Source organism: Clostridium sp. DFI.5.61 (genome assembly GCF_024462915.1).
GTDB classification, from domain to species: Bacteria; Bacillota; Clostridia; order Oscillospirales; family Oscillospiraceae; genus Lawsonibacter; species Lawsonibacter asaccharolyticus.
This window is the reverse complement of record NZ_JANGBZ010000012.1, coordinates 60,543-84,475: the sequence shown is the minus strand read 5'-3', so window position 1 is coordinate 84,475 and position 23,933 is coordinate 60,543. Positions and strand designations below refer to the sequence as shown.

The following is a 23,933-nucleotide window of genomic DNA, read 5'->3' as shown; positions in this document are numbered from 1 at the left end:
CGCACACCCACAAACACCCCGCAGCTGCGGCGCGTTTCTGGGCTGAGGGGCATATCAGAGGATATCCAATCCGGAGATCGCATAGCCAAACATGCTGTTGTTGCGGACCAGGTCCACCGTGAAGCTGCACAGCACCGACTCATCCTCCAGGCTCACCAGGGCTCCGGCCACCTGGACACGGCCGCCGCCCAGCTCGGTGATCTCACCCAGGCGGGTCTCGGTCAGTCCGGCGTCGCCCCGGGCCAGACGGAAGGTGTCGTTCTGCCAGTCATAGCTCACCCGGCCGTTCATCTCCCGGGGCAGGGCGGGCAGTCCGTCGAAGTTGGAGAACAGAGCGCCGGCGTAGTCGGCCACCGTCTCCGCGGGCAGGATCAGCATGTCATCGGTGAGCTCCGCCCGCTCGTCCATCTGGCCGCACAGGCTGAGCATATAGTACAGGCTGTTCCACAGGAACACGTCATCCTGGTCGTTGTAGGCCAGACCCTGTTCCACCATGCACATCACCAGGGCGTTGACAGGGGCCACCATGGCATCCATGGTGCCGCTCTGGGCGGGCACGTCGCCGGGTATGAATTCCCCGGCAGCCGGGGCGGCGGGCGCTCCCTCTCCGACGGCATAGGCGATACCGCCCATGGGTACGATCAGGAGTGCGGCCATCATCAGCGCGATCATCCATTTCTTCATTGAGGGAACCTCCCTTCCTTGTTGTGTATTCAGTATAGCATCTTCCGGCGGAGATATCCTATCGAATTCGTTACGAGAAGATGAAAATTTGGTTACAGAATTGCCCCGGCCCATGCCTCCGCCCTCCCTGAGCTTGTCTTTTTCCCCGTTCTGGGATACAATGGTATCCCAAGTCTATGTTCCAGGCCCCTCAAATATACCTGCCGGGAGGTGCCCCATGAAAAAATTTCCGCCCCGCCGCCGGCTCTGGCCGGCCGCCGCTCTGCTGTGCCTCCTGGCGCTCCCCCTGCTCCTCCCCCGCCTGTCCGGCGGCAGGAGCGCCCCCGCCGCCCCCGCCCAGACGGCGGAGGAGGCCGACTTCTTTGTGCACCTTACCCTCTCCTCCACCCCGCCCCCCTGCCTGAACAGCCCGGAGGTCCTGACACAGGTGCGGGAGATCCTGGGCTCTATGGTCCCGCTCTCCCCCGCTCCCCAGGAGCTGCCCGCGCCGGCGTCCTATCTCACCGCCTGGCGGGGGGAGGAGCAGCTGGGCACCTTCACCATCCACGCCCCCTCCGGGGAGGAGGACGTCCGCCCGGTCTCCTTCCAGGGGGCGGACGGCGCCCGCTCCTGCTGGCAGCTGCCCGCCGCCCAAGTCCGGGCCCTGGACGGCCTTCGGGGCGCGCAGCTGGACTATGAAGAGGCCCAGGCCGAACAGATCCGCGCCGCCATCCAGGCCCCCCAGGCGTGGGTCTGCGGCCAGGTCCGGCGGTCAGACCCCGCCTTCGCCCGGGAGATGGAGCGCCTGTTCCAGCGGGACTTTCAGGACTCCTCCCTCTGGCTGTCAGAGTGGCTGGCCTATCAGTCCCAGGGAACGCTGGACCAGTGGTACGACCTGGAGCGTGCCCGCGCCCTGTCTCTGACCGGCCGGGACGGGGCGGTCTTCCGCTTTTCTCTGATCCCGTATCACGAAAACGCCTACCAGGTCCTGGCCCTCGCCGGTGAGGACGGGCAGGTGGTCCGCCTCCTGGCCCTTCTGCCCAACGACACCCTTGAGGAGCTGGACCTGCTCCTCGCCTCCCCGGATGCATGAATAAAAGCGGGGGCCCCCCCGCGGGGGGGGGGGGGGGGCCCCCGCTTTGGCTTTTACAGATTCTCGTCCAGCGCCTGGGTGAACACCGCGCCGGGCATCACGCCCACCTTGCGGTCGATCTCCCTGCCGTTCTTGAAGAGGATCACGGTGGGGATGTTCATCACGCCATAGCGCATGGCCAGCTCCCCCTCCTCGTCCACGTTCACCTTGCCAATGACGGCCCGGCCCTCATACTCGTCGGCCAGTCCCTCGATCACTGGGCCCAGCATACGGCAGGGGCCGCACCACTCCGCCCAGAAATCCACCAGCATCAGCGCGCCGCCGTTCAGTTCCTTCTCAAAGGTCTCTCTGGTAAAATGCTTCAATGACATTTTTGATCCTTCCCTTCTGTCTCATTGGTGTTCATTGCGTTTCCGGTCCACATACTCCGCCGCGCTCAGGCCCGCGGTGTGGCCCTCGCCCACCGCCTTGGCCACCTGGAGAGGGCCGCCGGTGCAGTCCCCCGCAGCGAACACGCCGGGCAGGCTGGTGGCCATCTCCCGGTCCACCGCAATGGCCCCGTTCCTCAGCTCCAGATCAGGGAGCAGATCGGTGGGGGCCAGGGCGTCCCGAAGGATGAACACCCCCTCGCAGGGCAGCTCCGCGCCGTCGGCCACCAGGGCGCTCACCCGGTCGGTCCCCCGCACCTCCAGCTTTCCGGCCCGGACGAATGGGATCTCCCGATCCAGCCCTTTGGGCTCCTGGGGGGAGACATAGACCACCTGACAGCCCAGGCTTTTCAGGTAGTTGGCCTCCTGGGGGGCGTCCTTGCTCCGGCCCACCACTGTGACCGCCCGGCCCCGGTAGAGCATCCCGTCGCAGGTGGCGCAATAGCTCACCCCCCGGCCCAGCAGCTCCGCCTCCCCCGGGTACTTGGCCAGCCGGGCCACCCCTGGCGCCAGCACCAGAGTGCGCCCCTGGAACACCTCGCTGCCCGCCGTGAGGGCAAACCCCTCCCAGGCCATCACCGCCACCACCCGGCCGGTGTGGAACTCCACCCCCACCCGCTGGGCATGGGCGCTGAAGTGCTCCATCAGTTCCCGTCCGTTGACCCCGGGCAGCCCCAGATAGTTGTCGATCCGCTCCGCCCGGGCCAGGGGGCTCTCCTGCCAGGGATTGCCCACCACCAGGACGCTCTTGTCCCGTCCCCGGGCGGCCACAGCCGCCGCCAGGCCCGCCGGGCCGCTGCCCACCACCAGCACATCGTAGTTCAAGGCCGCGCCTCCTCTCCGCCTCCGGGTGCTCTCCCGGACCTGTGTTCTGGTTTGTCTTATTATACCTGCCTTTTGTCAAAAAGGCAACGCTTTTCCGCGGCGCGCCAGGCCGGTCCCGCCCGCTTTTCTCCGAACTGAACGGAGCTGTCTCCTCTCTTCCCCTCTTTTCTGTATGTTCCCCCGGTTTTCTCCCATTTACGTGGGAATCGGTTGATTATTCCTCTGAAATATGGTATAAAATTAGAGTTAAGTTTACGCAAGAGGAGGACCCGATATGTCCGACGAAACCATTATTTCCACTCAGAGCAGGGAAGGCCCCGCCCCCAGCCAGAATTTCATCCATGAATTTATCGCGGAGGACATCGCCCCCGGCGGCCGCTTTGCCGGGATGCAGGTCCACACCCGTTTCCCGCCCGAGCCCAACGGCTATCTCCACATCGGCCACTGCAAGGCGCTTATCATCGACTTCGGCTCTGCCGAGAAGTTTGGCGGCATCTGCAACCTGCGCATGGATGACACCAACCCGGCCAAGGAGGACACCGAGTACGTGGACGCCATCCAGGAGGATATCCACTGGCTGGGCTTCGACTGGGGCGACCGGTTCTTCTATGGCTCCGATTACTTTGAAAAGACTTACGAGCTGGCTGTGGGCCTAATCAAGAAGGGCCTGGCCTATGTTTGTGAGCTCACCCCCGAGCAGTTCCGGGAGTACCGGGGCGATGTGACCACCCCCGCCCGCTCCCCCTGGCGTGACCGCCCCATCGAGGAGTCTCTGGACCTGTTTGAGCGGATGAAGAACGGCGAGTTCCCCGAGGGCAGGTACACCCTGCGGGCCAAGATCGACCTGGAGAGCGGCAACTTCAACATGCGGGACCCGGTGCTCTACCGCATCCGCTACATCGAGCACCACCGCCAGGGCACCAAGTGGTGCATCTTCCCCATGTACGACTTCGCCCACCCCATCCAGGATGCCCTGGAGGGCATCACCCACTCCCTGTGCTCCCTGGAGTATGAGGCTCACCGCCCCCTGTACGACTGGGTCATCCAAAACACCGACGTCCCCAGCAAGCCCCGGCAGATCGAGTTTGCCCGCCTGGGCATCAACTATACAGTCATGTCCAAGCGGAAGCTGCGCAAGCTGGTGGAGGAGGACTACGTCTCCGGTTGGGACGACCCCCGCATGCCCACCCTGTGCGGCCTGCGCCGACGGGGCTATACCCCCGTCTCCATCCGCAATTTCTGCGACCGCATCGGCGTGGCGAAGGCCACCTCCACCGTGGAGTATGCCTTTTTGGAACACTGCCTGCGGGAGGATCTGAACGAGCATGCCCAGCGGGCCATGGCGGTGCTCCATCCCATCAAGCTGACCATCACAAACTACCCCGAGGGTCAGAGCGAGACCCTGGAGGTGGAGAACAACCCCAACGATCCCGGCGCCGGCACCCGCACAGTCTCCTTCTCCCGTCACCTGTATCTGGAGTCCGATGACTTTCTGGAGACCCCGGTCCCCAAGTACAAGCGTCTCTTCCCCGGCGGGCCTGAGTGCCGCCTGAAGGGGGCCTACCTCATCACCTGCACCGGCTGCGTCAAGGACGAGGCGGGCAACGTGGTGGAAGTGCTGGCGGAGTATGATCCACTCTCCCGGGGCGGAGACCCCGCCGACGGCCGCAAGGTGAAAGGGGCCACCCTACACTGGGTGGACGCCGCCACCGCCGTGGACGCCCAGGTACGCCTGTACGACAACCTGTTCACCGACCCCGACCCGGACGCCGGGGATAAGAACTTCCTGGACTGCCTGAACCCCAACTCCCTGGAGGTGCTGGAGGGCTGCAAACTGGAGGCCTCTCTGGCCGATGCCCAGGCCCCCGCCCACTACCAGTTCCTCCGGCTGGGTTACTTCTGCGTGGACAGCAAAGATTCCAAGCCCGGCGCTCTGGTGTTCAACCGGGCGGTCTCCCTGAAGGACAGCTTCAAGCCTGGCAAGTGAGCCGGGCGCCTGTCCACCCTGAAACGATAAAACACCGCGCCGCGTACAGCTTTCCTGTACGCGGCGCGGCATTTCTGCGCCTACTCGACGGGACACCGGATCCCGTTCACCTCCACCGCCTCCAGATCCTCCAGATCCGGGGGGGCTTCCCGCAGGAACCAGTTCAGGATCAGCAGACCGTCCTCTCCCGCGTTGGCACAGTAGTCGGGCCGTCCTTCTTTCTGAAAGACATGCTCCTGCTCCAGCTCCCAGGCCGTCCCATCCCGGTAGAGCAGCCGGATCTCCGGGGCCTCCCGGAGCACTTCGAGGTTGACGGGATTTCCCTCGGCAGGCACAGCCGTCTGGGCGGAGATCAGCGCCGGGCTGACTCTCACCTGCCGGATCTCCCCGTCCCCCGGTACCCGGACCACCCGCTCCTCCAGCACCTCCTCCGCCGGGATAGTCAGCAGAGTGCCGCCGGGCACGTCATCGGCAGAGGGGACCCCGTCCACCGCCCTGGAAAAGTAGAGAAGGAGCTTGGGGTCTTCCACCTGACTCATGTCCTCCTCCACGCTGACGGTAAAGACCTGATAGGTGCTCCCCCGCTTCTCTCCCTCCAGCACTTCCTCCCAGCCGAGGTTTCCTCCCAGATCCTGCCCATTCCGGCTGGGCTCCACAAAGGAGGAGAAGGGGGACTCCTTCGGGCCCGCCTCTCCCTGGATCAGCTTCCAGTAGAAGGGAGGCGTTTCCGCCGCCTCTTCTCCGTTTGGGGCGGTCAGCCGGTAGACCACGGTACAGCTGTGGCTGGTAAAGGTGACGCCCTGGATCTCCACCATCCCGTCCTCCAGGCGGACCGTCTCTCCCACCTCCTGATAGAAGGGGATCAACTGTCCCGCGTTTTCCCCCAGCAGCCGGTCCAGCGCGGCGAAACCGCCCATGCCCCAGGCCATGCCGGTCCCCAGGACCAGACACAGGCATACAGCCGCCAGGACCGGTCCTCTTCTCCTCCTCGGCCGCTCCGCCGCCCGGGCCCTGACCCTGGTCTCCAGGCAGGCCAGCTCCGCCGGGACGGGCCGGCCGGCCTCCTCTTCCCGCATTCTCTGGTATTCCTCCATGCGCTCCATCTTCAGACCTCCTCACTCAATTCCAGCTTCAACAGCTTCAGCGCCTTTTTCTCCCGTGTGTGGACCGTGCTCCTCGGCATCCGCAGCAGCTCTGCCGTCTCCCGCAAAGTACAGTCGAAGAAATAGCGCAGAAGGATCACTGCTCTCAGCTGCTCCGGCAGTGCCTGGACCGCCGCCCTCAGAGGCAGGTGGTCCGGGTCCTCCCAGGCCTGCTCCGGCAGCTGGTCCACCGCCTGTTCCCGGTCCTGCCGTTTTTTCTCCCGGCTGCACTCGTTGAGCAGGATGCGGGTGAGCCAGGTGGTGAAATATTCCGGGTGGCGCAGTCTCCCGCAGGCCCTCCAGCCCCGGAACACCGCCTCGTCCACCACGTCCATGGCCGCGCTGTCATCGGACAGCCACATCCGCGCGATGCGCCACAGCCGTTCCCGGCACTGTTCCACCCCCTGCCAGTACTCCTGGTCGTTCACGCTGCTCCCCCCTTTCTGCCTATTAGACCCTCGGGAGCCCCCCTTTGTCCAGGGGAGTACAAAATTTTTTAAAAAAGTCCCGGCCTGACGCATTTGCGCCAGGCCGGGACTTTTTATGCACACTTTTTTCTGTTGGTTCAGCCAACAACAAAGGTCAGGGTGTACGTCGCCTTGGTGCTCCCGTCGGGTCCGGTGACCTCGATGGTGGTCTTGCCGGAGGCGGGCACGCTCACCGGGCAGCGGCTGGAGACCGACTTCCCGTTGACCTTCAGGTCCTTGATCCGGTTGGACATGGCCACGGGCGTAAAGGTAACGGTGCTCTGAAGGGCCCCCACCTTTACCTCGTAGTCATACTCATAGGGCACGAACTTGTTGGGGATGGCGTACTTCAGACGGCCGTCCTCCAGCTTGTCGTCCACAGTGTCGAAGCCGGTCTTGTACTTGAAGTCGTGGCCCACCAGGGTGGCATCCTTGAAATAAATGTTGCTGAGATGGGCGTTAGTCTTGTAGTCAAAATACAGCCCATCTTCCGGCTGTGCGTTCTCACCGGTGCGATCGATCTCAAGACGATAGTAGGTCTTACCGTCATAAACGCCCTTATACTGAGCATGGATGTGCTTGCCGCTCTGAGTCAGGCCAGTCCAGTTCAGCGTCTCATACTCGTTGCCGTCCTGAGCCATCAGAGTGCCGTCGCCGCGGCGGTTATCAGTCAAAGCTGCGCCGCCAAAGTCCACAAACTTCTGGAGGCACTGCTCCCACATGGTCAGGTAGTCGCCGCCCATTCCGATGCGGTTGTGGCCGGTGTACAGCTCCTTGACCTGAGCGCCGTCCTTGGTATAGATGTCCATCAGCTGCTGGTGCAGTGACAGGAGCAGATCCTGCTTCACACCGGTAGCACCGGTATTGTCTGCCACCCAGTAGCGGTTGACGGCGTAGATGTCGGAGGAGAAGAGCAGACCGTTGGCCCGGTCATAGATCAGGATGGATGCGTCCTCATGGCCGGGAAGATGAACTACCTCGAACTTACAGTTGCCCAGATCGAAGACATAGCCCTCATCAATCAGGTGCACCTTGTCTCCGGTGTAGCTTCCGGTCCTCTCTGTATCGACCACCGCATTGGCGCTGGTGTACTTCTTGTTGTACTCCTGGATGCTCCAATCCCCGCCGGCAGGGCCGACGCGGTCACACATGTAAATGTCCATCCCCTGCTCATAAGCATAAGGCATGGCACCGGAGTGATCGCCGTGGTTGTGGCCCAGCACGAAGACAAAGGGCTTGGTCGCCACTTCCTTCACCCGGTCGATCAGTGAGATATTTGTATTGGTAGGCATCAGGCCGTCATACAGAATGCCCATCTTGCTGCCCTCGATATAGTAGGCCGCTGCCTGGAAGTTGTCGAAGTAGCGGTAGACCGCGGGGAAGTTTTCCCCGGCGTCATGCAGCTTGTCAAAGGCAAAGTCGTGCCACGCGGGACGCTCGATCCGCCACATGAACTTGGTGACAGGGCTGTCCTCCATGCCGGGCTTGGTGGCATAGCACTCCACGTCCACGATAAGCCAAGTCGCGTCGTAAGGCAGGTCTTTGTTGTTGTTCAGGCCAAAGCAGGGGTCAGTGGAGTAGCCGGGGATATAGTCATACCAGTCGCTCCAGCCGGTGCCCACGTACACGCCCACGCCGCGGTCCTGGACAAACAGGCCGTTCAGCTCGGGGTGGGAGTACTTGTCCACCTTACAGCGCCAATGGACCACGGCATCCTGGGTGGAGGTGAACCACTCGGGACGGACACGGACGAACTTCCGGTTGCTCACCGGCATGGCCCACACGGGGCAGACCACGCGCCTGTCAATGGATTCGATGATGATGCGTGCCTCGGTGTCGGTGATGCCATCGGTGGGATTCAGGGTGGTGTTGCTGCGGCCCCGCATAAAGTTGCGGCCCACCAGGATATTCAGAGCGTCATAGCAGTTCTTGTCGATCTTGTTGGTGTCATCGAACTTGGAGATGTAATCGGCACCCAGCTTGGACATCTTGAAAGCGCTGACCAGGATCACAGCCGCGTCCTCCCGGGTCATCTCGGACATGGGATAGAAGCAGTCCTCGGGGGAGGTGGCGGTGAGCACGCCCATATCCAGGGCGGACTCGATGGCTTTCACATAGTCATTGTCGCCAGTGACATCATAGAAGTTGCGCACCCGCTCCGTGGTCATGACCTCGCCCTTGTCATTGATGTCCGTGCCGTCGTCCATCACGGCGTTGTAGTGGGGCCAGCCGAAATATTTGGCCAGGCGGATCATAAAGTCGCCCCGGGTCATGGGGTGATCCACCTCGATGGCGTGGGCTCCGGCGGTCTGGCCGGTGTGCAGGGTCACGGCATAGGTGGTGCTCCCCAATGTCCAGGAGATCTCCACATCGTAGCCGCCCACGCCGTCCCGCATGATGGTGGTTCCGTCCGGGTCCACAGAGACCAGGTGCTTATTGGTGGTACGCCAGGTGCCCTCGCTCTGCACCTTGCCGTCCTTCACCGCCACCAGCTTGATGGGCTGGACAAACTCCAGAGTATAGGTCTTGCTCTTCATGTTCTCAGCCACGCCATCGATATAGATGCCGTCGCCCTGCTTGCCGACCTGCTGCTTGGTGGTGGTGTCCGCCGCGGAAGCCGCGGTGATGATCCCGCCGGGCAGAATGGTGGCGATCCCCAGGCCCGCAGCCCCGATGGCCAGACCCTTTACAAAGTCTCGGCGGGTAATGCCGCTGCTCTGCACGTTCTCCTTTTTACCACTCACTTTGTATTCCTCCTCATTTCTCAATTTGCAATATCACTCCGGGCGGGGCGCGTCCCCTCAATGCTTCACGCTCTGTCTCCGCCGTCCCGGTGGTTGCACACGCTCAATCTAGATCTTCCTCCTGCTCTGCCAGCTTGCGGCGGAACAGGATCTTGCACAGGATGATGCTGGCGTAGAACAGAATCATCAGCGGGATGGCCACCAGGACCTGGGATGTCACGTCAGGCGGCGTGATGACGGCGGCCACGATCAGGATGATCAGCACTACATATTTAAAGTTCTTCTGCAGCGTCTTGGGCTTGACCAGCCCCACGCCGGTGAGGGCCACCAGCACAATGGGGGTCTCGAAGATCACGCCGAAGATCAGCATGGTGGAAATGACATAGCTGACATACTCCTGCACTGACACCATGGCAGTCACAGTCCCGGAGGTATTCAGCCGTGCAAAAAAGCCCAGCAGGATGGGCAGCACGATGGTGAAGGCGAACAGGGCACCCAGGCAGAACAGCAGCAACCCCACCGTGATGATCAGGTTGAAGCCCATCTGTTCCGCCCGCTTCAGCCCCGGCTGGAGGAAGCGCCAGATGTGATAGATGATGACAGGGATGATGATCACCACGCCCCCCACCAGGGAGATCCGCACGTAGGTCATCATCAGCTCAGCCGGTGCAATGTACACAAAGGAGAAGTTCTCTCCCCGGGAGAGCAACAGGTTGGTGAACCACTCCGCCTGGCTCAGGCAGAGTGCCACCCCCACCAGAAAGCAGACCGCGCAGATGGTCAGCCGGCGGCGCAGCTCATTCAGGTGGGCCAGCAGGGACATCCTGCCCCCCTGGGGCACGTCATCCTCCAGCTCGTCCGTCTCCTCTCCGTATTCCTCCCGTTCCTTCCGATCCGTTTCAGCGCCCGGACCGTCCTTCGCTCTGGTTTTCTTCTTGTCCTGCTCTAATGTGGCGCGGCTCATGGATGGGCTCAGGACTCTTTGCTGTCGTGCTTCTCTTCAGCCTTCTCCGCGGCGGCGCTGCTCCGCTTAAAGTTTCCAATGGTCTGCCCAATGGCCTTGCCCAGCTTCGGCAGCTTGGTGGGCCCGAAGATCAGCAGAGCCACCGCCAGGATCAGCAGTATCTCCACAGTACCAAATTTTCCAAACATTACAATCCGCTCTCCTTTATTCTTGACAATTTCTGCCGCCGGAACTGCTCAGCCCTCCTTGGCCTGCTCCGGCTGCTCCACTTCTTCGGCAGGCTCCGCCTGCTCTGCTTCTTCGGCGGGCTCCTCTACAGGCTCCGCCTCCTGCTCGTTCTCCGTCTGCTTCTGAGACTTCTCCTCCTGCTTCTTTCCGGACTTTTTCTCCTCTTCCTCTTCCTCCAGCAGTTCGTCCCAGTTGTTGCTGTCTGCATAGTGACGCAGTGTTCCCACCGCCTTGCCCGCCATCTTGCCCAGCGCGGGCAGCTTCGACGGGCCGAAGATGATCAGCGCCACCACGAGCACGACGATCAGCTCTCCTGTTCCGATATGCATCGTTCAACTTCCTCCCTTTCATCCCGCTCAGCCCATTGTCAGAGCGGCTGATGCGCTTTTAATGCCTAAACCGTCCGACATGGCCATTTTTGAGCTGTTTCACAAAAAACACCCTAGCCGGACAGCGCTCCCTTTATGCATGAGATTCATTTTTGTGAAAGCCTGTCCCATGTGTTCTTGTCAGTTTCAGACAACTTCGTGTCCTCTGAGGCTCTATTTTATCATTCATTCTGCCTGAAGTTAAATCTATTTTTTGCATCTACCCGTTTTACAATTTCATAATATCTAATTCATTCATTATTTGTGTTTATTTTTTCATTGTTTTAAAAGGATTTCTGGTAGAGTTATCCCATTTTTCGTTAACAATTTTGTAACAAATATCCGAATCGCTTTTCACTTTCCGCTGGATTGAAAAATATTTTCTCTCCCCCCTCCACCTGTGCCAGCCTTCTGATGGATCTCCCCTCTTTACTCAGCACAAAATTGGCAGTCCTGTACAAAATTCAATTTCAAAATTTGTACATTATAGTCATGCCTATATGACATTCTCCTGTGTCCCTTCATTGTCTGAATCTGAATCAAAACGCCGTGTTCCTCTATTCCGTTCCTTGCCGTTCCGCTCGCTCTCTCTGTGCGGGCATGGGCTGCTGAGCCGATAATATTCTTTAACGCAGATTTCACACTTCAGCTGTTTTGGACTTAACGCAGAGCCGCTAGAATAGCCTTGACCCAGCGGTCACAAACTGTCCAAGAGAAATTGGGAGGAACAAACAAACATGAAAAAAATCGCAACCGCACTTCTGTCCTGTGCCCTGGCCGCCGCCACGCTGGCCGGCTGCGCCGCCAACGCCGCCCAGGTCCCGCAGGAGTCTCAGGAACCGCATACCGCCGCTCTGACTGCCACTGCGGCCGCGTCCGTCAAGTCCCCTAAATACGTCTTCCTGTTCATCGGGGACGGCATGAGCTACCCCCAGATCCAGTCCACCTCCGACTACCTGGGTGCCCTGAAGGATGCTGACTACTGGCAGGCCCAGCCCAGTCTGGATGACAACCAGGGCGCCATCCTCGACGGCCCCGAGTACCTCAACTTTATGAACTTTGAGGCTGCCGGCTCCGCCGTCACCTATGACTCCAACTCCTTCGCCCCCGACTCCGCTTCCACCGCCACCTCCATCTCCACCGGCCACAAGACCTACTCTGGCTCTATCAATGTGGATGAGACCGGCACCATCGAGTATGAGACCATTGCCGAGCAGCTGAAAGCCCAGAAGGGCTGGGAGATCGGCGTCATCACCTCCGTCAACCTGAACCACGCCACCCCTGCCGCCTTCTATGCCCATCAGGCCAGCCGCAGCAGCTACTATGAGATCGGCCTGGAGCTGGTCGAGTCTGGCTTCGACTACTTTGCCGGCGGCGGACTGCTCAAGCCCACCGGCAGCAGCGGAGACCAGACCGACCTGTATGAGTTGGCCCAGGAGGCCGGCTACACCGTGGCCAAGACCCACGCCGAGGCCGACGCCATCGGCACCAATACAGAGAAAGCCATCATCATCGACGAGGACCTGGCCGACTCCGACGCCATGGCCTATGAGCTGGACCGCACCGACGACATGTGGGCTCTGGCTGACTATGTAGCCAAGGGCATCGAAGTGCTGGACAACGACACCGGCTTCTTTATGATGTGCGAGGGCGGCAAGATCGACTGGGCCTGCCACGCCAACGACGCCGCCTCCTCCATCCACGATACCCAGGCCCTGGCCGATGCGGTACAGGTGGCCATCGACTTCGCCAAGGAGCATGCTGACGAGACCCTCATCCTGGTCACCGGCGACCATGAGACCGGCGGCCTGACCATCGGCTTCGCCGGAACCGACTACGACACTTATCTGGATCTGCTGGAGAACCAAAAGATCTCCTTCGCCAAGTACGACAGCGACTATGTGGCCTCCTATAAGGCCAACAAGCCCCCCTTTGGGACCGTGCTGGCCGACATTGAGAAGCTCTTTGGCCTGAAGGCCCAGGGCGAGGAGGGCGACAAGCTGGTCCTCACCGCCTATGAGATGGAGCAGCTGCGGGCCGCCTATGAAAAGAGCATCAACGGTACCGCCTCCAGTCAGTACGACCAAGCGGAGTATGTGCTCTACGGCACCTACGAGCCCCTCTCTGTCACCATCACCCACATCATCAACAACAAGTCCGGCATCTCCTTCACCTCTTACAGCCACACCGGCCTGCCCGTGGCAGTCCTGGCCGAGGGCGCAGGCAGCGAGATGTTCAACGGCTACTATGACAACACCGACATCTACAACAAGCTGGCCGACCTGCTGAATATCGCCTGAGCTGGTCCAGACAGCCCCTTCCGGGCCCGCCTCCGGCATATTTGCCGGGGGCGGGCCGCCCCTGTGTTCTGGAATGAGACATTTTCCTGTCCCCCGAAATCATGCGAAAAGGAGTTTTCATCCATGCTCGACCGCCTCAGATCCCATTCTTTTTCCTACCAAGCTCCTGTGCTGGTATGCCTGCTGGCCATCCTGCTCCTTCTGGTCCTGCCCACTGGCTTTGAGGGCGCCCTGATCCACCAGGAGGCGGAGCGCTGCACCGCCCGGGTGCTGGAGACAGACAACTCCGCCATCATCGACACCGGCCTGGTCCGCTCTGGTGAGCAGCGCTGCCAGCTTGAGATCCTGGACGGCAGATTTCAGGGAAGGACGGTCACCGGGATCAACATGCTCAACGGCTCTCTGGAGCAGGACAAGCTCTTCTCTCCCGGGGACAGGGCCCAGGTGGTGGTGAGCCACGACGGGGACACCATCACCAATGTCACCATGAGCGACCACTACCGCCTGGGCTGGGAGACCCTGATGGCCGCCGGCTTTGCCCTCTTCCTCATCCTGTTCGCTGGGCGCACCGGGGTGCGTGCCATCGCCTCCTTCGTACTGACGGTGCTCTGCCTGTGGAAGCTCCTGGTCCCCCTCTACCTCAAGGGCTGGAACCCCATCTGGGTCGGGCTGGCCATCACCCTCTTTCTCACCATTTTGATCATCGCTCTGGTGTACGGCTTTGACCGGCGGTGCTGGGCGGCGGTATCCGGCTCCTTTCTTGGCATCCTGGTCACCTGTGTGCTGGGCATCCTCTTTACCGACCTGTTCCAGATCCACGGGGCAGTGATGTCCTACTCCGAGAGCCTGCTCTACTCCGGCTACGCCCACCTGAGCCTGACCCAGATCTTTATGGCCTCCATCTTCATCGGGGCCTCCGGCGCGGTGATGGACCTGAGCGTGGACATTACCTCCGCCGTCCACGAGGTGGTGGAGAAGCGTCCCGACCTGAGCTGGCAGGAGGCCGCCCGCTCCGGCCTCAACGTGGGCCGGGCCGCCATGGGCACCATGACCACCACCCTGCTCTTCGCCTACTCCGGCGGCTACATCGCCCTGCTCATGGTCTTCATGGCCCAGGGCACCCCGGTTGACCACATCCTGAACTACAAGTATGTGGCGGCGGAGATCATCCACACCGTCATCGGCTCCTTCGGTCTGGTCACCGTGGCCCCCTTCACCGCCCTGTGCGCCGGACTTTTCCTGGCCCGGCGCGGCGGCCATCCTCAGCCCCAGGAGGAGGCAGATGGATGATCTGCCGGAGCCCCCTGCTCTCCATGGGAGTGTCCTTCTGAAATGCCTGCCGATGCTGCCGGGCTTCTGAGTCCCTCCTCTGCGGCCTGAAGATGCTGGTTTCTGCGGTACTTGCACCGGGGCATCCTGCGGGCCCCTGTGCTGTGAAGTGGTGACACAGCCGCTCCGGGCATCTCCAGCTTTGATCACTTTTGTGACGTTCAGAACGTGACCTGCTCTGAGTGGCATGCGGTGTGCGCCGTCGGGAGTCAATGCCCGCGCCCTGATGGTGCCGCTGAGACTTACATAATACGCGCCTCTTCCTTGTGCTCCGGGGCTGGGCGTGGTACACTAGAAGCATCCCAAAATTCAGAAAACAGGAGGGCTTTCCATGGAACTGCGCGCTGTCACAGGGGACATCACCAAATTGCAGGTGGACGCCATCGTCAATGCCGCCAATACCTCCCTGCTGGGAGGCGGCGGGGTGGACGGGGCCATTCACCGGGCGGCCGGGCCGGAGCTGCTGGCCGAGTGCCGCACTCTGCACGGCTGTCCCACCGGCCAGGCCAAGGCCACTGGAGGCTACCGCCTGCCCGCCCGATACGTCATCCACACAGTGGGCCCCGTGTGGCACGGAGGCGGGCATGAGGAGGCAGAACTGCTGGCGGACTGCTATCGAAACTCCATGGCTCTGGCCCTGGAGCTGGGCTGCCGCACCGCGGCCTTCCCTGCCATCAGCACCGGGGTGTACCACTATCCGCCGGATCAGGCCGCCCGGATCGCGGTGGACACTGTCCGCCGCTTCCTGGAGGAGCATCCGGAGGGGCCCCAGGTCACCTTTGTCTGTTTTGACGCCAGGACCGAGGACCTCTATCAGGCCCAGCTGGCCGAGCTCTGAATCGTTTGGGAGGACCGAAGGGGCCTCCCAAATATTTTTTCATCCTGTTGTTTTGTCGGCGCACGACGAAACACGACGAATAGCGCCGCCGTTTCAGGGCATCATAAGCCCGGGGCCAAGACCTCCATACAGGTTTTACATACTTTTTTCCTCCCTGCGGTGGCGGCGCCAGGCGGAGTGTGATAGGCTGAAAAAAACAAACGGGGGGCGTTGATGACGAGGCGAAAATCAGAACTTCCCCGCGCGGTGCTGCTGTGCGCGGGTCTGCTGCTGGGGGCAGCCCTGCTGGGCATGGGACAGAGCCGTGCCGGAGAGACTCCCTACTGCCGCATGGAGCTGCCCCCGGGCTATGCCTTGGTCCAGCCGGAGGACGGCGGCCCTGTCTCGCTCACCAAGGACGGCGCAGTCACTGGCGGGCTGCGGCTTCTAGGGGGCGGCGGGGATCGGGCGCTGGAGCACGACATTCTGTGGTCCTCCTACCGCTACGGGACCGGAGCATACAGCCGCTCCGGAGTGGTGTGTCAGGAAGGGGAGCGGCTGGTCCGCTACTTTGTGGACTGCGGCGACTCTGGGATCTGTGAGCTGTGGTTGGACCGGAGGCGGGTGCTCCCTGTGGAGGAGGAGCAACTCCTGGACCGGTTCACAGGCATGGCATAAGAGTCGAAAGGCGTCCATCCGCAGTGTGCGGATGGACGCCACTTTTTATCATGTCTCCGGCTCTGCCCAATTCAGGCTGCGGCCCACGGCTTTGTGCCATCCAGCCAGCAGAGACCGGCGGACGGGCTCCTCCATCTGGGGCTGATACAGTCTGTCCAGGGTCCACTGGGCGCGAATCTCATCCAGACTGTCCCACACCCCCACCGCAAGGCCCGCCAGATAGGCAGCCCCCAGAGCGGTGGTCTCCCGGATCATGGGGCGGCGGACCGGCTTGTCCAGGATATCCGCCTGGAACTGCATCAAAAACCGGTCCCGGCTGGCCCCGCCGTCCACTCGGAGTTCGGCCAGGGGCAGGCCGGTGTCCTGCTCCATGGCCCGGACCAGATCCCAGCTCTGGTAGGCGATGGACTCCTGGGCCGCTCGGATAATGTGTTCCCGGGTCGTGCCCCGGGTGAGCCCCACCAGGCAGCCCCTGGCATACATATCCCAATAGGGGGCTCCCAGGCCGGTGAAGGCCGGGACCAGATAGACCCCGCCGGTATCCGGCACCTTCTGGGCGTAGTACTCCGCATCCCGGGACTCGCTGAAAAACCGCAGCTCGTCCCGTACCCACTGGATCACCGCTCCGCCCACGAAGACAGAGCCCTCCAGTGCATACTGCACCGAACCGTTGAGGCCCACAGCGATGGTGGTGAGCAGACCGTTCCTGCTCCGGCACAGCTCCCGCCCAGTGTTCATCAGGAGGAAGCAGCCAGTCCCATAGGTGTTTTTGGCCTCCCCTGGAGAGAAGCAGGCCTGCCCGAACAGGGCCGCCTGCTGGTCACCGGCGATGCCGGCGATAGGGACCTCCACTCCCTGGAGGTTCACAGTGCCATACACCGCGCTGGAGTCCCTCACCTGAGGCAGCATCTCCATGGGGATGTCCAGCGTCCGGCAGATGTGCTCATCCCAGCACAGGCGCTGGATGTCGAAGAGCATGGTACGGCTGGCGTTGGTATAGTCGGTGACGTGGACCCGGCCGCCGGTGAGCTTCCAGATGAGCCAGGAGTCCACCGTTCCAAAGAGCAGCTCCCCCCGACGGGCCCGCTCCCTTGCCCCCTCCACGTGGTCCAGGACCCACTTCAGTTTGGTGGCGGAAAAATAGGCATCCGGCAGCAGGCCGGTGTGTTCCCGGATGTAGGAGGTGAGCTCGTCATCCGCCTTCAGCTCCTCGCACAGGGCCGCGGTGCGGCGGCACTGCCAGACGATGGCGTTGTACACCGGCCTGCCTGTCTCCCGGTCCCAAACGATGGTGGTCTCCCGCTGGTTGGTGATCCCGATAGCCGCCACCTGGGCGGGGTCCACCCCGCTCTGGGCCAGCACCTCGGTGAGGACACTGTATTGGCTGGAATAGATCTCCATGGGATCATGCTCCACCCAGCCGGGCTTTGGGTAGTGCTGTCCAAATTCCCGCTGGGCCAGGCCGACAATATTCTGCTGCCGGTCGAACAGGATGCATCGGCTGCTGGTGGTGCCTTGATCCAGGGCGAGAACATAGGGGCGGTCAGACATAACAACACGGCCTTTCCTGGTGAATGGTGGTGGTTTGCCTCCATTATGTCAGAAATGTTCTGGATTGTAAAGGGGCGGCTGCGGGAAAGGACGTCCGGGCGCGGAGGCGCACCGGAAGAACGGCAGTCGCATAGAATGGGCTGTGGCAAAGCCACGCAATCTTGAATGAAGAAAAGGAGACCCAAATGAACCGTTATCTTCCTTCAGACAGAAGTCTGACACGCTGGGACTCCATGTGCTCCCAGGGTACGGGCAGCCGCTGCTCGTGCTCCTGCCCGCCTTCCTGCCAGCCCGTCTGTCCCGGGCCCGGCCCCAGTCCCTGCCCGCCCATCTGCCCCGGGCCTGGGCCTGCTCCCTGCCCGCCTATCTGCCCTGGGCCTGGCCCTGCTCCCTGCCCGCCTATCTGCCCCGGGCCCATCCCGCCCGTCGGGACCGGCCCCACTGGCCCCACCGGCCCGCAGGGTATCCCTGGACCTAACGGTGCCACTGGCCCTACCGGCCCTCAGGGTATTCCCGGGCCCTCACCTGTCAAGTAAGCAAAAAGCCACTTCCTCCAATACGACAAATAAATGGCAGACTTATGATAGATATTATCACAAGTCTGCCATTTATGATTTCAAATTGTCGCGATCGTGTTTTAAGATACTTCAACAAGGGGCTTATCTGATAGGATCACACCGCCTTCCTGTCCGTTTGATCTTTCAAGAGATCCAAGCATTTTTTATAATCATCTAAATATTTCCATTGTATTTCAATTTGGTCCGCCCTGTAGATCCGAATGGAGCGGATCAGGGCATCTACGATCTCCTGGGTCAAAGACTCGACCTGCTCGCAGGGGCGGAACAGCCAAACAAAGCCATTCTCTGTGGCATTTCCCAGCAGCTCCCTCATCTGTTCAGTAAGCTGTCTGTTCTGTGCCTCCAGCTCTTGGATCTGTCTGCTTAGGTGGTCACGTCTTGTCTTATACTGTTCAGTCGAGATCACCCCATCGTTCAGCTGCTCAAACAGCTCTATTCGGGACCGATTTGATGCTTTGATCCGCTTTTCTAACGCTCTGATCTGCTGTTCCAGTATGGATACACGTGTACCGCGATTTTTCTTTGCCTGCTGAATCAGCTGGCCCGTATCCACAACGATCCTGGCCTGCTGCCGGATCGCAAGCAGGACCGCGTCTATCAGGTCCTGCTCCATCAGTCTGCCTTCCATGCAGTTGGGAGAATCGCGGAATTTCCTGGTATTGCAATAAAAGTATCGGACCGTGGTGTTGCTGCGGCGCATGGCCCTGCCGCATCCCGCACAGTGCAGCTTTTTATAGAACAAGTGCGGCGGTGCTGTCATTTTTCTCTTTTCCAAATGGTCGATACACCGCCGCGCCTCCTGAAACTCGTTTTCGGAGACAATGGCCTCAAAACAGTCGGGAACGATGATCCAGTCCTCCCTTTTTGTTTTCCGGCGCTGCTTGCTGCCGACCCGAAGATTGGGGCGCATACCGCTGATGGCCTTGCCGGTGTATCGTTCCTCATAGAGAATTGACAGCACCACAAAATTGTTCCAAAAACCATCCTCCAGGGCCGCTATCTTTTTGCCCGGATACTTCTGCCTCATGTAGATCAGGGGAGAGGGCACATCTTCCAGATTAAGCGTTCTGGCAATTTCCGTGGTGCAAAAGCCCGCCAGGGTCATATCGAAAATACGCCGGACCACTTTGGCCGCTGGCGGGTCGATCACCAGTCTATGCTTATCTTCACTGCTTTTCACATAGCCGTAGGGAGCAACGCTGCAAAAGTAATCGCCACGCCGCAGGCGGGCATATCGGCTGCTCTTTACCTTTCGGGAAATATCCCGGCTGTAAAGATCGTGAACCAGAGCTTTGCAGGCGATGTCCAGGCCCCCGGTTGAGCCAATGTATTCGTTGCTGTCATAGCCGTCGTTGACAGATATAAAACGGACCCCAAGAAAGGGAAACACCTGTTCCAGATAGCTCCCGACCTCTTTGTAATTCCGGCCAAAACGGGAGAGATCTTTGACAAGAATGGCCGCGACTTTCCGCTGCCGTACCAGCTCCAACACGCGTTTGATGCCTGGACGGTCAAAGTTGGTCCCACTGTGTCCATCATCCACCACTTCCATGACCTTGTAGGCTGTAAATTCCGGATGCTGCTTCAGATAGCAGCCGATCAAATCCCGCTGATTGGAAATGCTCTCCGATTCCCCTGTGTTTTCATCCTCCAAAGACACTCGAAGATAGGAGATCAAAAGGCCGCTTTCCGGGGGAGCAAACAGTTCATTCATCCCGCCACCTTCTCTCTGCTATGAGCTCTCTCCGTCAAATGATCAGTAAGCAGATGGTATCCATCCTGAAATTTCAGCGTGATCCGCACCCGTTTTTTCTCAAATATATCGATCCGCTGCACAAGACCGGCCAGCATTTTTTGAGAAAGCTCCATACCCCTCTCATCGTTCAGGAAGTCTTTCAGCCATCTGTTATTGAGCATCAGGTGTTCGGCCATGCAGCGTTTCTGACTCAGGAGGGCGTCGATCTGCTGCTGGAATGCCGCCTCCGTCTTTGTGTATTCTTCCTTGGCAGAGAGATACTGGCTCTTGCTTAAGACGCCTTCTATGTAGTTCTCATAGATGCCGCGTTTTAGGGTGCTGCTGCGGGCGAGCTTTTGTCGAAGGGTCCGGATCTCGGCATCCATATCCGCGATTTGGTCTTTGGTTTCCCCCGAATCCCACACCTCCGTTACTATCCTTTTCAAGTCGGCGGCAATGCGGATCTGAGCCTGGATCGTAGAAAGGGCCGCCTCCCGCAGCTCTTTCTCCGAAACCATATTTCTGGCACACAGACTTTTGGATCGCTTGGTAAAGGTCTGGCAGGTATAGTAATAGACACGGCGTTCTCCTTTCTTGTGTCTGCCGGAGCGATAATAAAGGCGCTCCATAGGACGGCCGCAGCCACCGCAGTACACCACGCCACGCAGAAGATTTTGATGGAAAGTCAGTCCCTTATTTTTCTCGGCCCGCTTTTTAAACAAGTCCGTCCGGTCCTTCAGAAGATTTTGGACCGCATCAAAGGTCTCCCTGCTCACGATCGCTTCATGGGTGTCCTCTACGATATCCCAATCGCTTTCCGGCCTTGGCCCAGGGCGGCTGAAATAGGAGCTGCTCCGTTTCCCTTGTACCATATCTCCAGCATAGACACGGTTCCGGACCAGTCTTTTGATCGCGGTCCGGTTCCAAGGACCACAGTTCTCATATCGCTCATGCTTTAGAAGGCCCTGCTCATAGCGGTATTGTCCTGGCGAGGGGATCCCCTGCTGGTTCAGATGATACACGATCTGGCAGTCGCTCCAGCCATCCAGGAGCCATTGGAAAATATTCCGAATGACCTCTGCTGCAGGAGGGTCCACCACAAGCTGGTGCTTATCCTGGGGGGATTTGTTATACCCATAAGGCGCCAGGGCACCCACAAATTTCCCCGCACTTCGCAGCGTTTTCAGGCCGCTTTTGACCTTTTGGGAAATATCACGGGCATACAGCTCATTGATCAAGTTCGTTGCGGGAATGGCGATTCCTTCCTTATCAGGCTTCGGATCACTGGAATCATAGTGATCGTTGATAGAGATAAAGCGGACTCCCAAAAAGGGAAAGATCTGTTCCAGATAGTGCCCAGCCTCCCGGAAGTCCCTGGCAAAGCGGGAGAGGTCCTTGACGATGATGCAGTTGATCTTCCCGGAACGCACATCCTCCATCATCCTTTGAAAATCCGGCCGGTCAAACTTGGTTCCGGTCTCTCCGTTATCGGTGTAGACCTCCACAAGACGGATATCAGGATGGGTTTTTAAAAAGTCCAGAATAATGTTTTCCTGGTTTTCCAGAGAGTGGCGGTCCCGGTGGCGGTCATCTTCCACAGAAAGGCGGCGATAAGCGCCGCCCAGATAGGTTTTAGGGGCCTGAGCAAGGTCTGTCTGCTGATGTATCTGTTTACGGCTGGTCCTCGCCATCCTTATCCCCCTTCCTGTAATCAGCCGCAGGCTGGCCGTCGGCGGCTGACATGATCCGCTCAGCCAGGCAGCGGCATTCGTTTTCTTGGTAGAATTGGATGTGGATGCGCTGATCTTTGTAGACCTTGATCTGCTTTATCAGCATGACAACCACTTTTCTGGTGAGTTTCGTCAGGTTTCGATGTTCCCTGAAGTCTTCGATCCACCGAAAGGTTCCACTGGTTCCCGCTGTTGCCGCCTTGATTTCCCTTTGAAGCGCGCCAGCCGCCCGCTCTGCCTCGTCGCAACGATGGGCATAGACTGCTTTGAACTCTAAAAATTCATTCTGGGTCAAAATGCCTTCTGAAAGCCGTTCATAAAGGGAGCGAAAAAGCCTCTTGTACCGCTCTGCTTCCTCCTGCTTTTGGGCGAGCTGGGCCTGGAGCCTGATGATCTCCCGCTGCTGTAAGGGAAGTGCATCCACATAGCGAACCAAGCTTTCCAGGTCGATCACACTGCGGATGCGCGCCTGAATGGAGACCAGCACACTTTCCTTCAGATACTCCTCCCGGATATTGTGGTTCTCACACTTTTTTCCACATTTGGCCGAGGAACAGACATAGTAGATGTACTCTTTTCCCTTTCTCTGAACCGGATGCCGGATCATCGGCTGACCACAGTCCGCGCAGACCAGGAGCCCGGAAAATAGATAGACCTGCTTACTGTGGGGGGCGGAACGGGTATCCAGGGAAAGGCAGTATTGGACGCGGGCAAAGATCATTGGAGATATGATCGGCTCATGGGCGTTTGCAATACGGCTCCACTTTTCCGGAGGCTGGTAAATACGGGTCTTGACCTTGTAATTGGGCGTCGTTTCTCTGCCTTGAACCATTGTCCCAATATAGAGTTCGTTTTTCAGGATGCGGAGCACCGCCACAGCGGTCCATTTCGCCATTTTGTTGAGCTTGAAGCTGGTTTTGAAGTTCAACCCAATGGATTTCTTATACTCCATGGGAGACAGTACGCCCTTGCTGTTGAGCTGGTCCGCGATAGCCTGGGCGCTCATACCATCCAGCTTCCAGCTGAAAATCTGTCGAACAGTTTCGGCGGCTCCTTCGTCAATGATGAGCTGGTTTTTATTCTCCGGGTCCTTACAGTAGCCATAGGCAGCAAAGGGACCGACAAAATCGCCATTTCTGCGCTTTACAGCCTTGCTGCTGCGGACCTTGATGGAGATATCCTTGGCATAGGTGTCGTTCACCAGGTTTTTAAAGGGCAGCACCACATCGTCTGCGGCGGAGCGTTCCGCCATGCTGTCGTAATTGTCATTGACAGCAATGAAGCGGACCCCCATAAAGGGAAAAATTTCTTCCAGGTATTTACCGGTTTCGATATAGTCCCGTCCGAACCGGGAGAGGTCCTTGACTACCACACAATTTGCTGCGCCGGATCGCACATCGTCCATGACTGCATGAAAGCCCGGACGGTCAAAGGTCACACCGGAAATACCGTCATCTTTGCGGATCTCGTGCAGCCGGAGCTCCGGCCTCCCATGGACAAAATCGGTCAGCATAGTGATCTGGTTGCTAATGGTTTCGCTCTGTTCCTTGTCGCCGTCCTCGCGGGATGCGCGCACATAGATATCTACATCCCAGATCTGTCCATGTGATGCAGTTGATGATGCAAAAAAAGCACTCATAAAGGTTTCCTCCCAATGGACCATCCAATTCGCAGAAACCTTTATGCGTGCTGTATTTTCTGATCCGCTCCAGACACATTATAACACCGCCTCGCGGCGTCCAGCTTAAATTTCAGGTTTCGGCAACAGACAGATCCAAAAAGCTGTACCTCAAGGCGGAGCTGGCTAGATCATAGTAGAGAAGATCGTCTTCAGCTGTTCCTCCAGGGTCGTTCCTTCCTCAAACCCCACCTTCACCACGATCTTTCCGCATTTGTAGCAATAGGGATTTTTAACCTGTCGGATAAAAGATGCGATCCGCTCCTCCTTCGGAAGGGAAGGGTCGATTTGGATATCCTTCAAATCGACCAGATCATCAGGGGATACTGTTTGGACATCCACAGCCTCCAAAGCAGCAAGGTCAATTTGTTGGAGCGCATCCAATTCATATTCACTCAATCTCGGCACAACCTTTCTGTTCGCTTGTGTCTTATAGCTATTCAGGGGCAGCCTGTCCATATTACTTTTTATATCCAACAGCACTATCCCCTCAGGGTGCAGAGGGTATCAAATATCTGTCAAAATGAAGATTGCAGATCCTAAGCGTCAAATGAGGGGCCGTCCAGCCCCTGGAAAGGCTGGGCGGTCCCTCATTTGATGCTTATGCAGGGAAAGCCTGTTCCTAATA

At 59.4% G+C, this 23,933-nt stretch carries 21 protein-coding genes; 7 read left to right on the top strand and 14 right to left on the bottom strand.

The window, feature by feature from the left end; all coding sequences use genetic code 11:
- Positions 1-54 precede the first annotated feature (54 nt).
- The gene (locus NE584_RS08345) at positions 55-684 is read right to left on the bottom strand and encodes a hypothetical protein (RefSeq protein WP_050625153.1); all 630 of its coding nucleotides are present in this window, start codon (positions 682-684) and stop codon (positions 55-57) included.
- Between the two features lie 217 nt (positions 685-901).
- Here NE584_RS08345 and NE584_RS08340 point away from each other — a divergent pair, with 217 nt between their 5' ends.
- Positions 902-1,756, top strand: coding sequence for a hypothetical protein (locus NE584_RS08340; protein WP_256182595.1), 855 nt, complete (start codon positions 902-904; stop codon positions 1,754-1,756).
- A gap of 53 nt (positions 1,757-1,809) precedes the next feature.
- On the opposite strand, the gene trxA is transcribed toward NE584_RS08340, so the two are convergent.
- On the bottom strand, positions 1,810-2,127 hold the full coding sequence (gene trxA, locus NE584_RS08335) for a thioredoxin (RefSeq protein ID WP_050625155.1): 318 nt from the start codon (positions 2,125-2,127) through the stop codon (positions 1,810-1,812).
- Between the two features lie 21 nt (positions 2,128-2,148).
- The gene (locus NE584_RS08330) at positions 2,149-3,009 is read right to left on the bottom strand and encodes an NAD(P)/FAD-dependent oxidoreductase (protein ID WP_108979487.1); all 861 of its coding nucleotides are present in this window, start codon (positions 3,007-3,009) and stop codon (positions 2,149-2,151) included.
- 274 nt (positions 3,010-3,283) lie between these two features.
- Between NE584_RS08330 and NE584_RS08325 the strand changes: the two genes are divergently transcribed.
- Complete coding sequence (locus NE584_RS08325) at positions 3,284-4,996, top strand: glutamine--tRNA ligase/YqeY domain fusion protein (protein WP_108979488.1); 1,713 nt, start codon at positions 3,284-3,286, stop codon at positions 4,994-4,996.
- Between the two features lie 80 nt (positions 4,997-5,076).
- On the opposite strand, the gene NE584_RS08320 is transcribed toward NE584_RS08325, so the two are convergent.
- From NE584_RS08320 to NE584_RS08295, 6 genes are all read right to left on the bottom strand, one after another.
- Complete coding sequence (locus NE584_RS08320) at positions 5,077-6,099, bottom strand: hypothetical protein (protein ID WP_256182594.1); 1,023 nt, start codon at positions 6,097-6,099, stop codon at positions 5,077-5,079.
- Between the two features lie 2 nt (positions 6,100-6,101).
- The gene (locus NE584_RS08315; RefSeq protein ID WP_050625158.1) at positions 6,102-6,566 is read right to left on the bottom strand and encodes a sigma-70 family RNA polymerase sigma factor; all 465 of its coding nucleotides are present in this window, start codon (positions 6,564-6,566) and stop codon (positions 6,102-6,104) included.
- Positions 6,567-6,703: 137 nt separating this feature from the next.
- Positions 6,704-9,349 (bottom strand): cadherin-like beta sandwich domain-containing protein, encoded by a 2,646-nt coding sequence (locus tag NE584_RS08310; RefSeq protein ID WP_108979490.1) that lies wholly within the window; start codon positions 9,347-9,349, stop codon positions 6,704-6,706.
- A 103-nt stretch (positions 9,350-9,452) separates the two neighbouring features.
- Positions 9,453-10,313: a twin-arginine translocase subunit TatC gene (gene tatC, locus NE584_RS08305; protein ID WP_108979491.1), complete on the bottom strand. Its 861-nt coding sequence runs from the start codon at positions 10,311-10,313 to the stop codon at positions 9,453-9,455.
- An 8-nt stretch (positions 10,314-10,321) separates the two neighbouring features.
- A complete protein-coding gene (gene tatA, locus NE584_RS08300) occupies positions 10,322-10,501 on the bottom strand; it encodes a twin-arginine translocase TatA/TatE family subunit (protein WP_050625160.1) in 180 nt (59 codons plus the stop codon).
- A gap of 48 nt (positions 10,502-10,549) precedes the next feature.
- Positions 10,550-10,870: a twin-arginine translocase TatA/TatE family subunit gene (locus NE584_RS08295; protein WP_050625161.1), complete on the bottom strand. Its 321-nt coding sequence runs from the start codon at positions 10,868-10,870 to the stop codon at positions 10,550-10,552.
- Between the two features lie 776 nt (positions 10,871-11,646).
- Between NE584_RS08295 and NE584_RS08290 the strand changes: the two genes are divergently transcribed.
- From NE584_RS08290 to NE584_RS08275, 4 genes are all read left to right on the top strand, one after another.
- Complete coding sequence (locus NE584_RS08290; protein ID WP_256182593.1) at positions 11,647-13,209, top strand: alkaline phosphatase; 1,563 nt, start codon at positions 11,647-11,649, stop codon at positions 13,207-13,209.
- 123 nt (positions 13,210-13,332) lie between these two features.
- Positions 13,333-14,499: a YibE/F family protein gene (locus tag NE584_RS08285; protein ID WP_256182592.1), complete on the top strand. Its 1,167-nt coding sequence runs from the start codon at positions 13,333-13,335 to the stop codon at positions 14,497-14,499.
- A gap of 370 nt (positions 14,500-14,869) precedes the next feature.
- Positions 14,870-15,376, top strand: a complete 507-nt coding sequence (locus NE584_RS08280; protein WP_256182591.1) for an O-acetyl-ADP-ribose deacetylase — start codon at positions 14,870-14,872, stop codon at positions 15,374-15,376.
- Between the two features lie 213 nt (positions 15,377-15,589).
- Positions 15,590-16,033, top strand: a complete 444-nt coding sequence (locus tag NE584_RS08275; RefSeq protein ID WP_133248248.1) for a hypothetical protein — start codon at positions 15,590-15,592, stop codon at positions 16,031-16,033.
- A gap of 48 nt (positions 16,034-16,081) precedes the next feature.
- Here the strand turns inward: NE584_RS08275 and glpK are convergent, their stop codons facing one another.
- A complete protein-coding gene (gene glpK / locus NE584_RS08270; protein ID WP_050625166.1) occupies positions 16,082-17,584 on the bottom strand; it encodes a glycerol kinase GlpK in 1,503 nt (500 codons plus the stop codon).
- Positions 17,585-17,819: 235 nt separating this feature from the next.
- On the opposite strand from glpK, the gene NE584_RS08265 reads away from it, so the two are divergent.
- Positions 17,820-18,062 (top strand): hypothetical protein, encoded by a 243-nt coding sequence (locus tag NE584_RS08265; protein WP_276758718.1) that lies wholly within the window; start codon positions 17,820-17,822, stop codon positions 18,060-18,062.
- 194 nt (positions 18,063-18,256) lie between these two features.
- Here the strand turns inward: NE584_RS08265 and NE584_RS08260 are convergent, their stop codons facing one another.
- From NE584_RS08260 to NE584_RS08245, 4 genes are all read right to left on the bottom strand, one after another.
- A complete protein-coding gene (locus NE584_RS08260; protein ID WP_256182590.1) occupies positions 18,257-19,876 on the bottom strand; it encodes a recombinase family protein in 1,620 nt (539 codons plus the stop codon).
- Positions 19,873-21,588, bottom strand: a complete 1,716-nt coding sequence (locus tag NE584_RS08255; RefSeq protein ID WP_256182589.1) for a recombinase family protein — start codon at positions 21,586-21,588, stop codon at positions 19,873-19,875. Before NE584_RS08255 ends, NE584_RS08260 begins: the two co-directional genes overlap by 4 nt.
- Positions 21,569-23,266 carry a recombinase family protein gene (locus NE584_RS08250; RefSeq protein ID WP_256182588.1) on the bottom strand — a complete coding sequence of 566 codons (1,698 nt, stop codon included), beginning with the start codon at positions 23,264-23,266 and terminating at the stop codon, positions 21,569-21,571. Before NE584_RS08250 ends, NE584_RS08255 begins: the two co-directional genes overlap by 20 nt.
- Positions 23,267-23,431: 165 nt before the next feature.
- Positions 23,432-23,782, bottom strand: a complete 351-nt coding sequence (locus NE584_RS08245; RefSeq protein ID WP_256182587.1) for a DUF6870 family protein — start codon at positions 23,780-23,782, stop codon at positions 23,432-23,434.
- Positions 23,783-23,933: the final 151 nt, after the last annotated feature.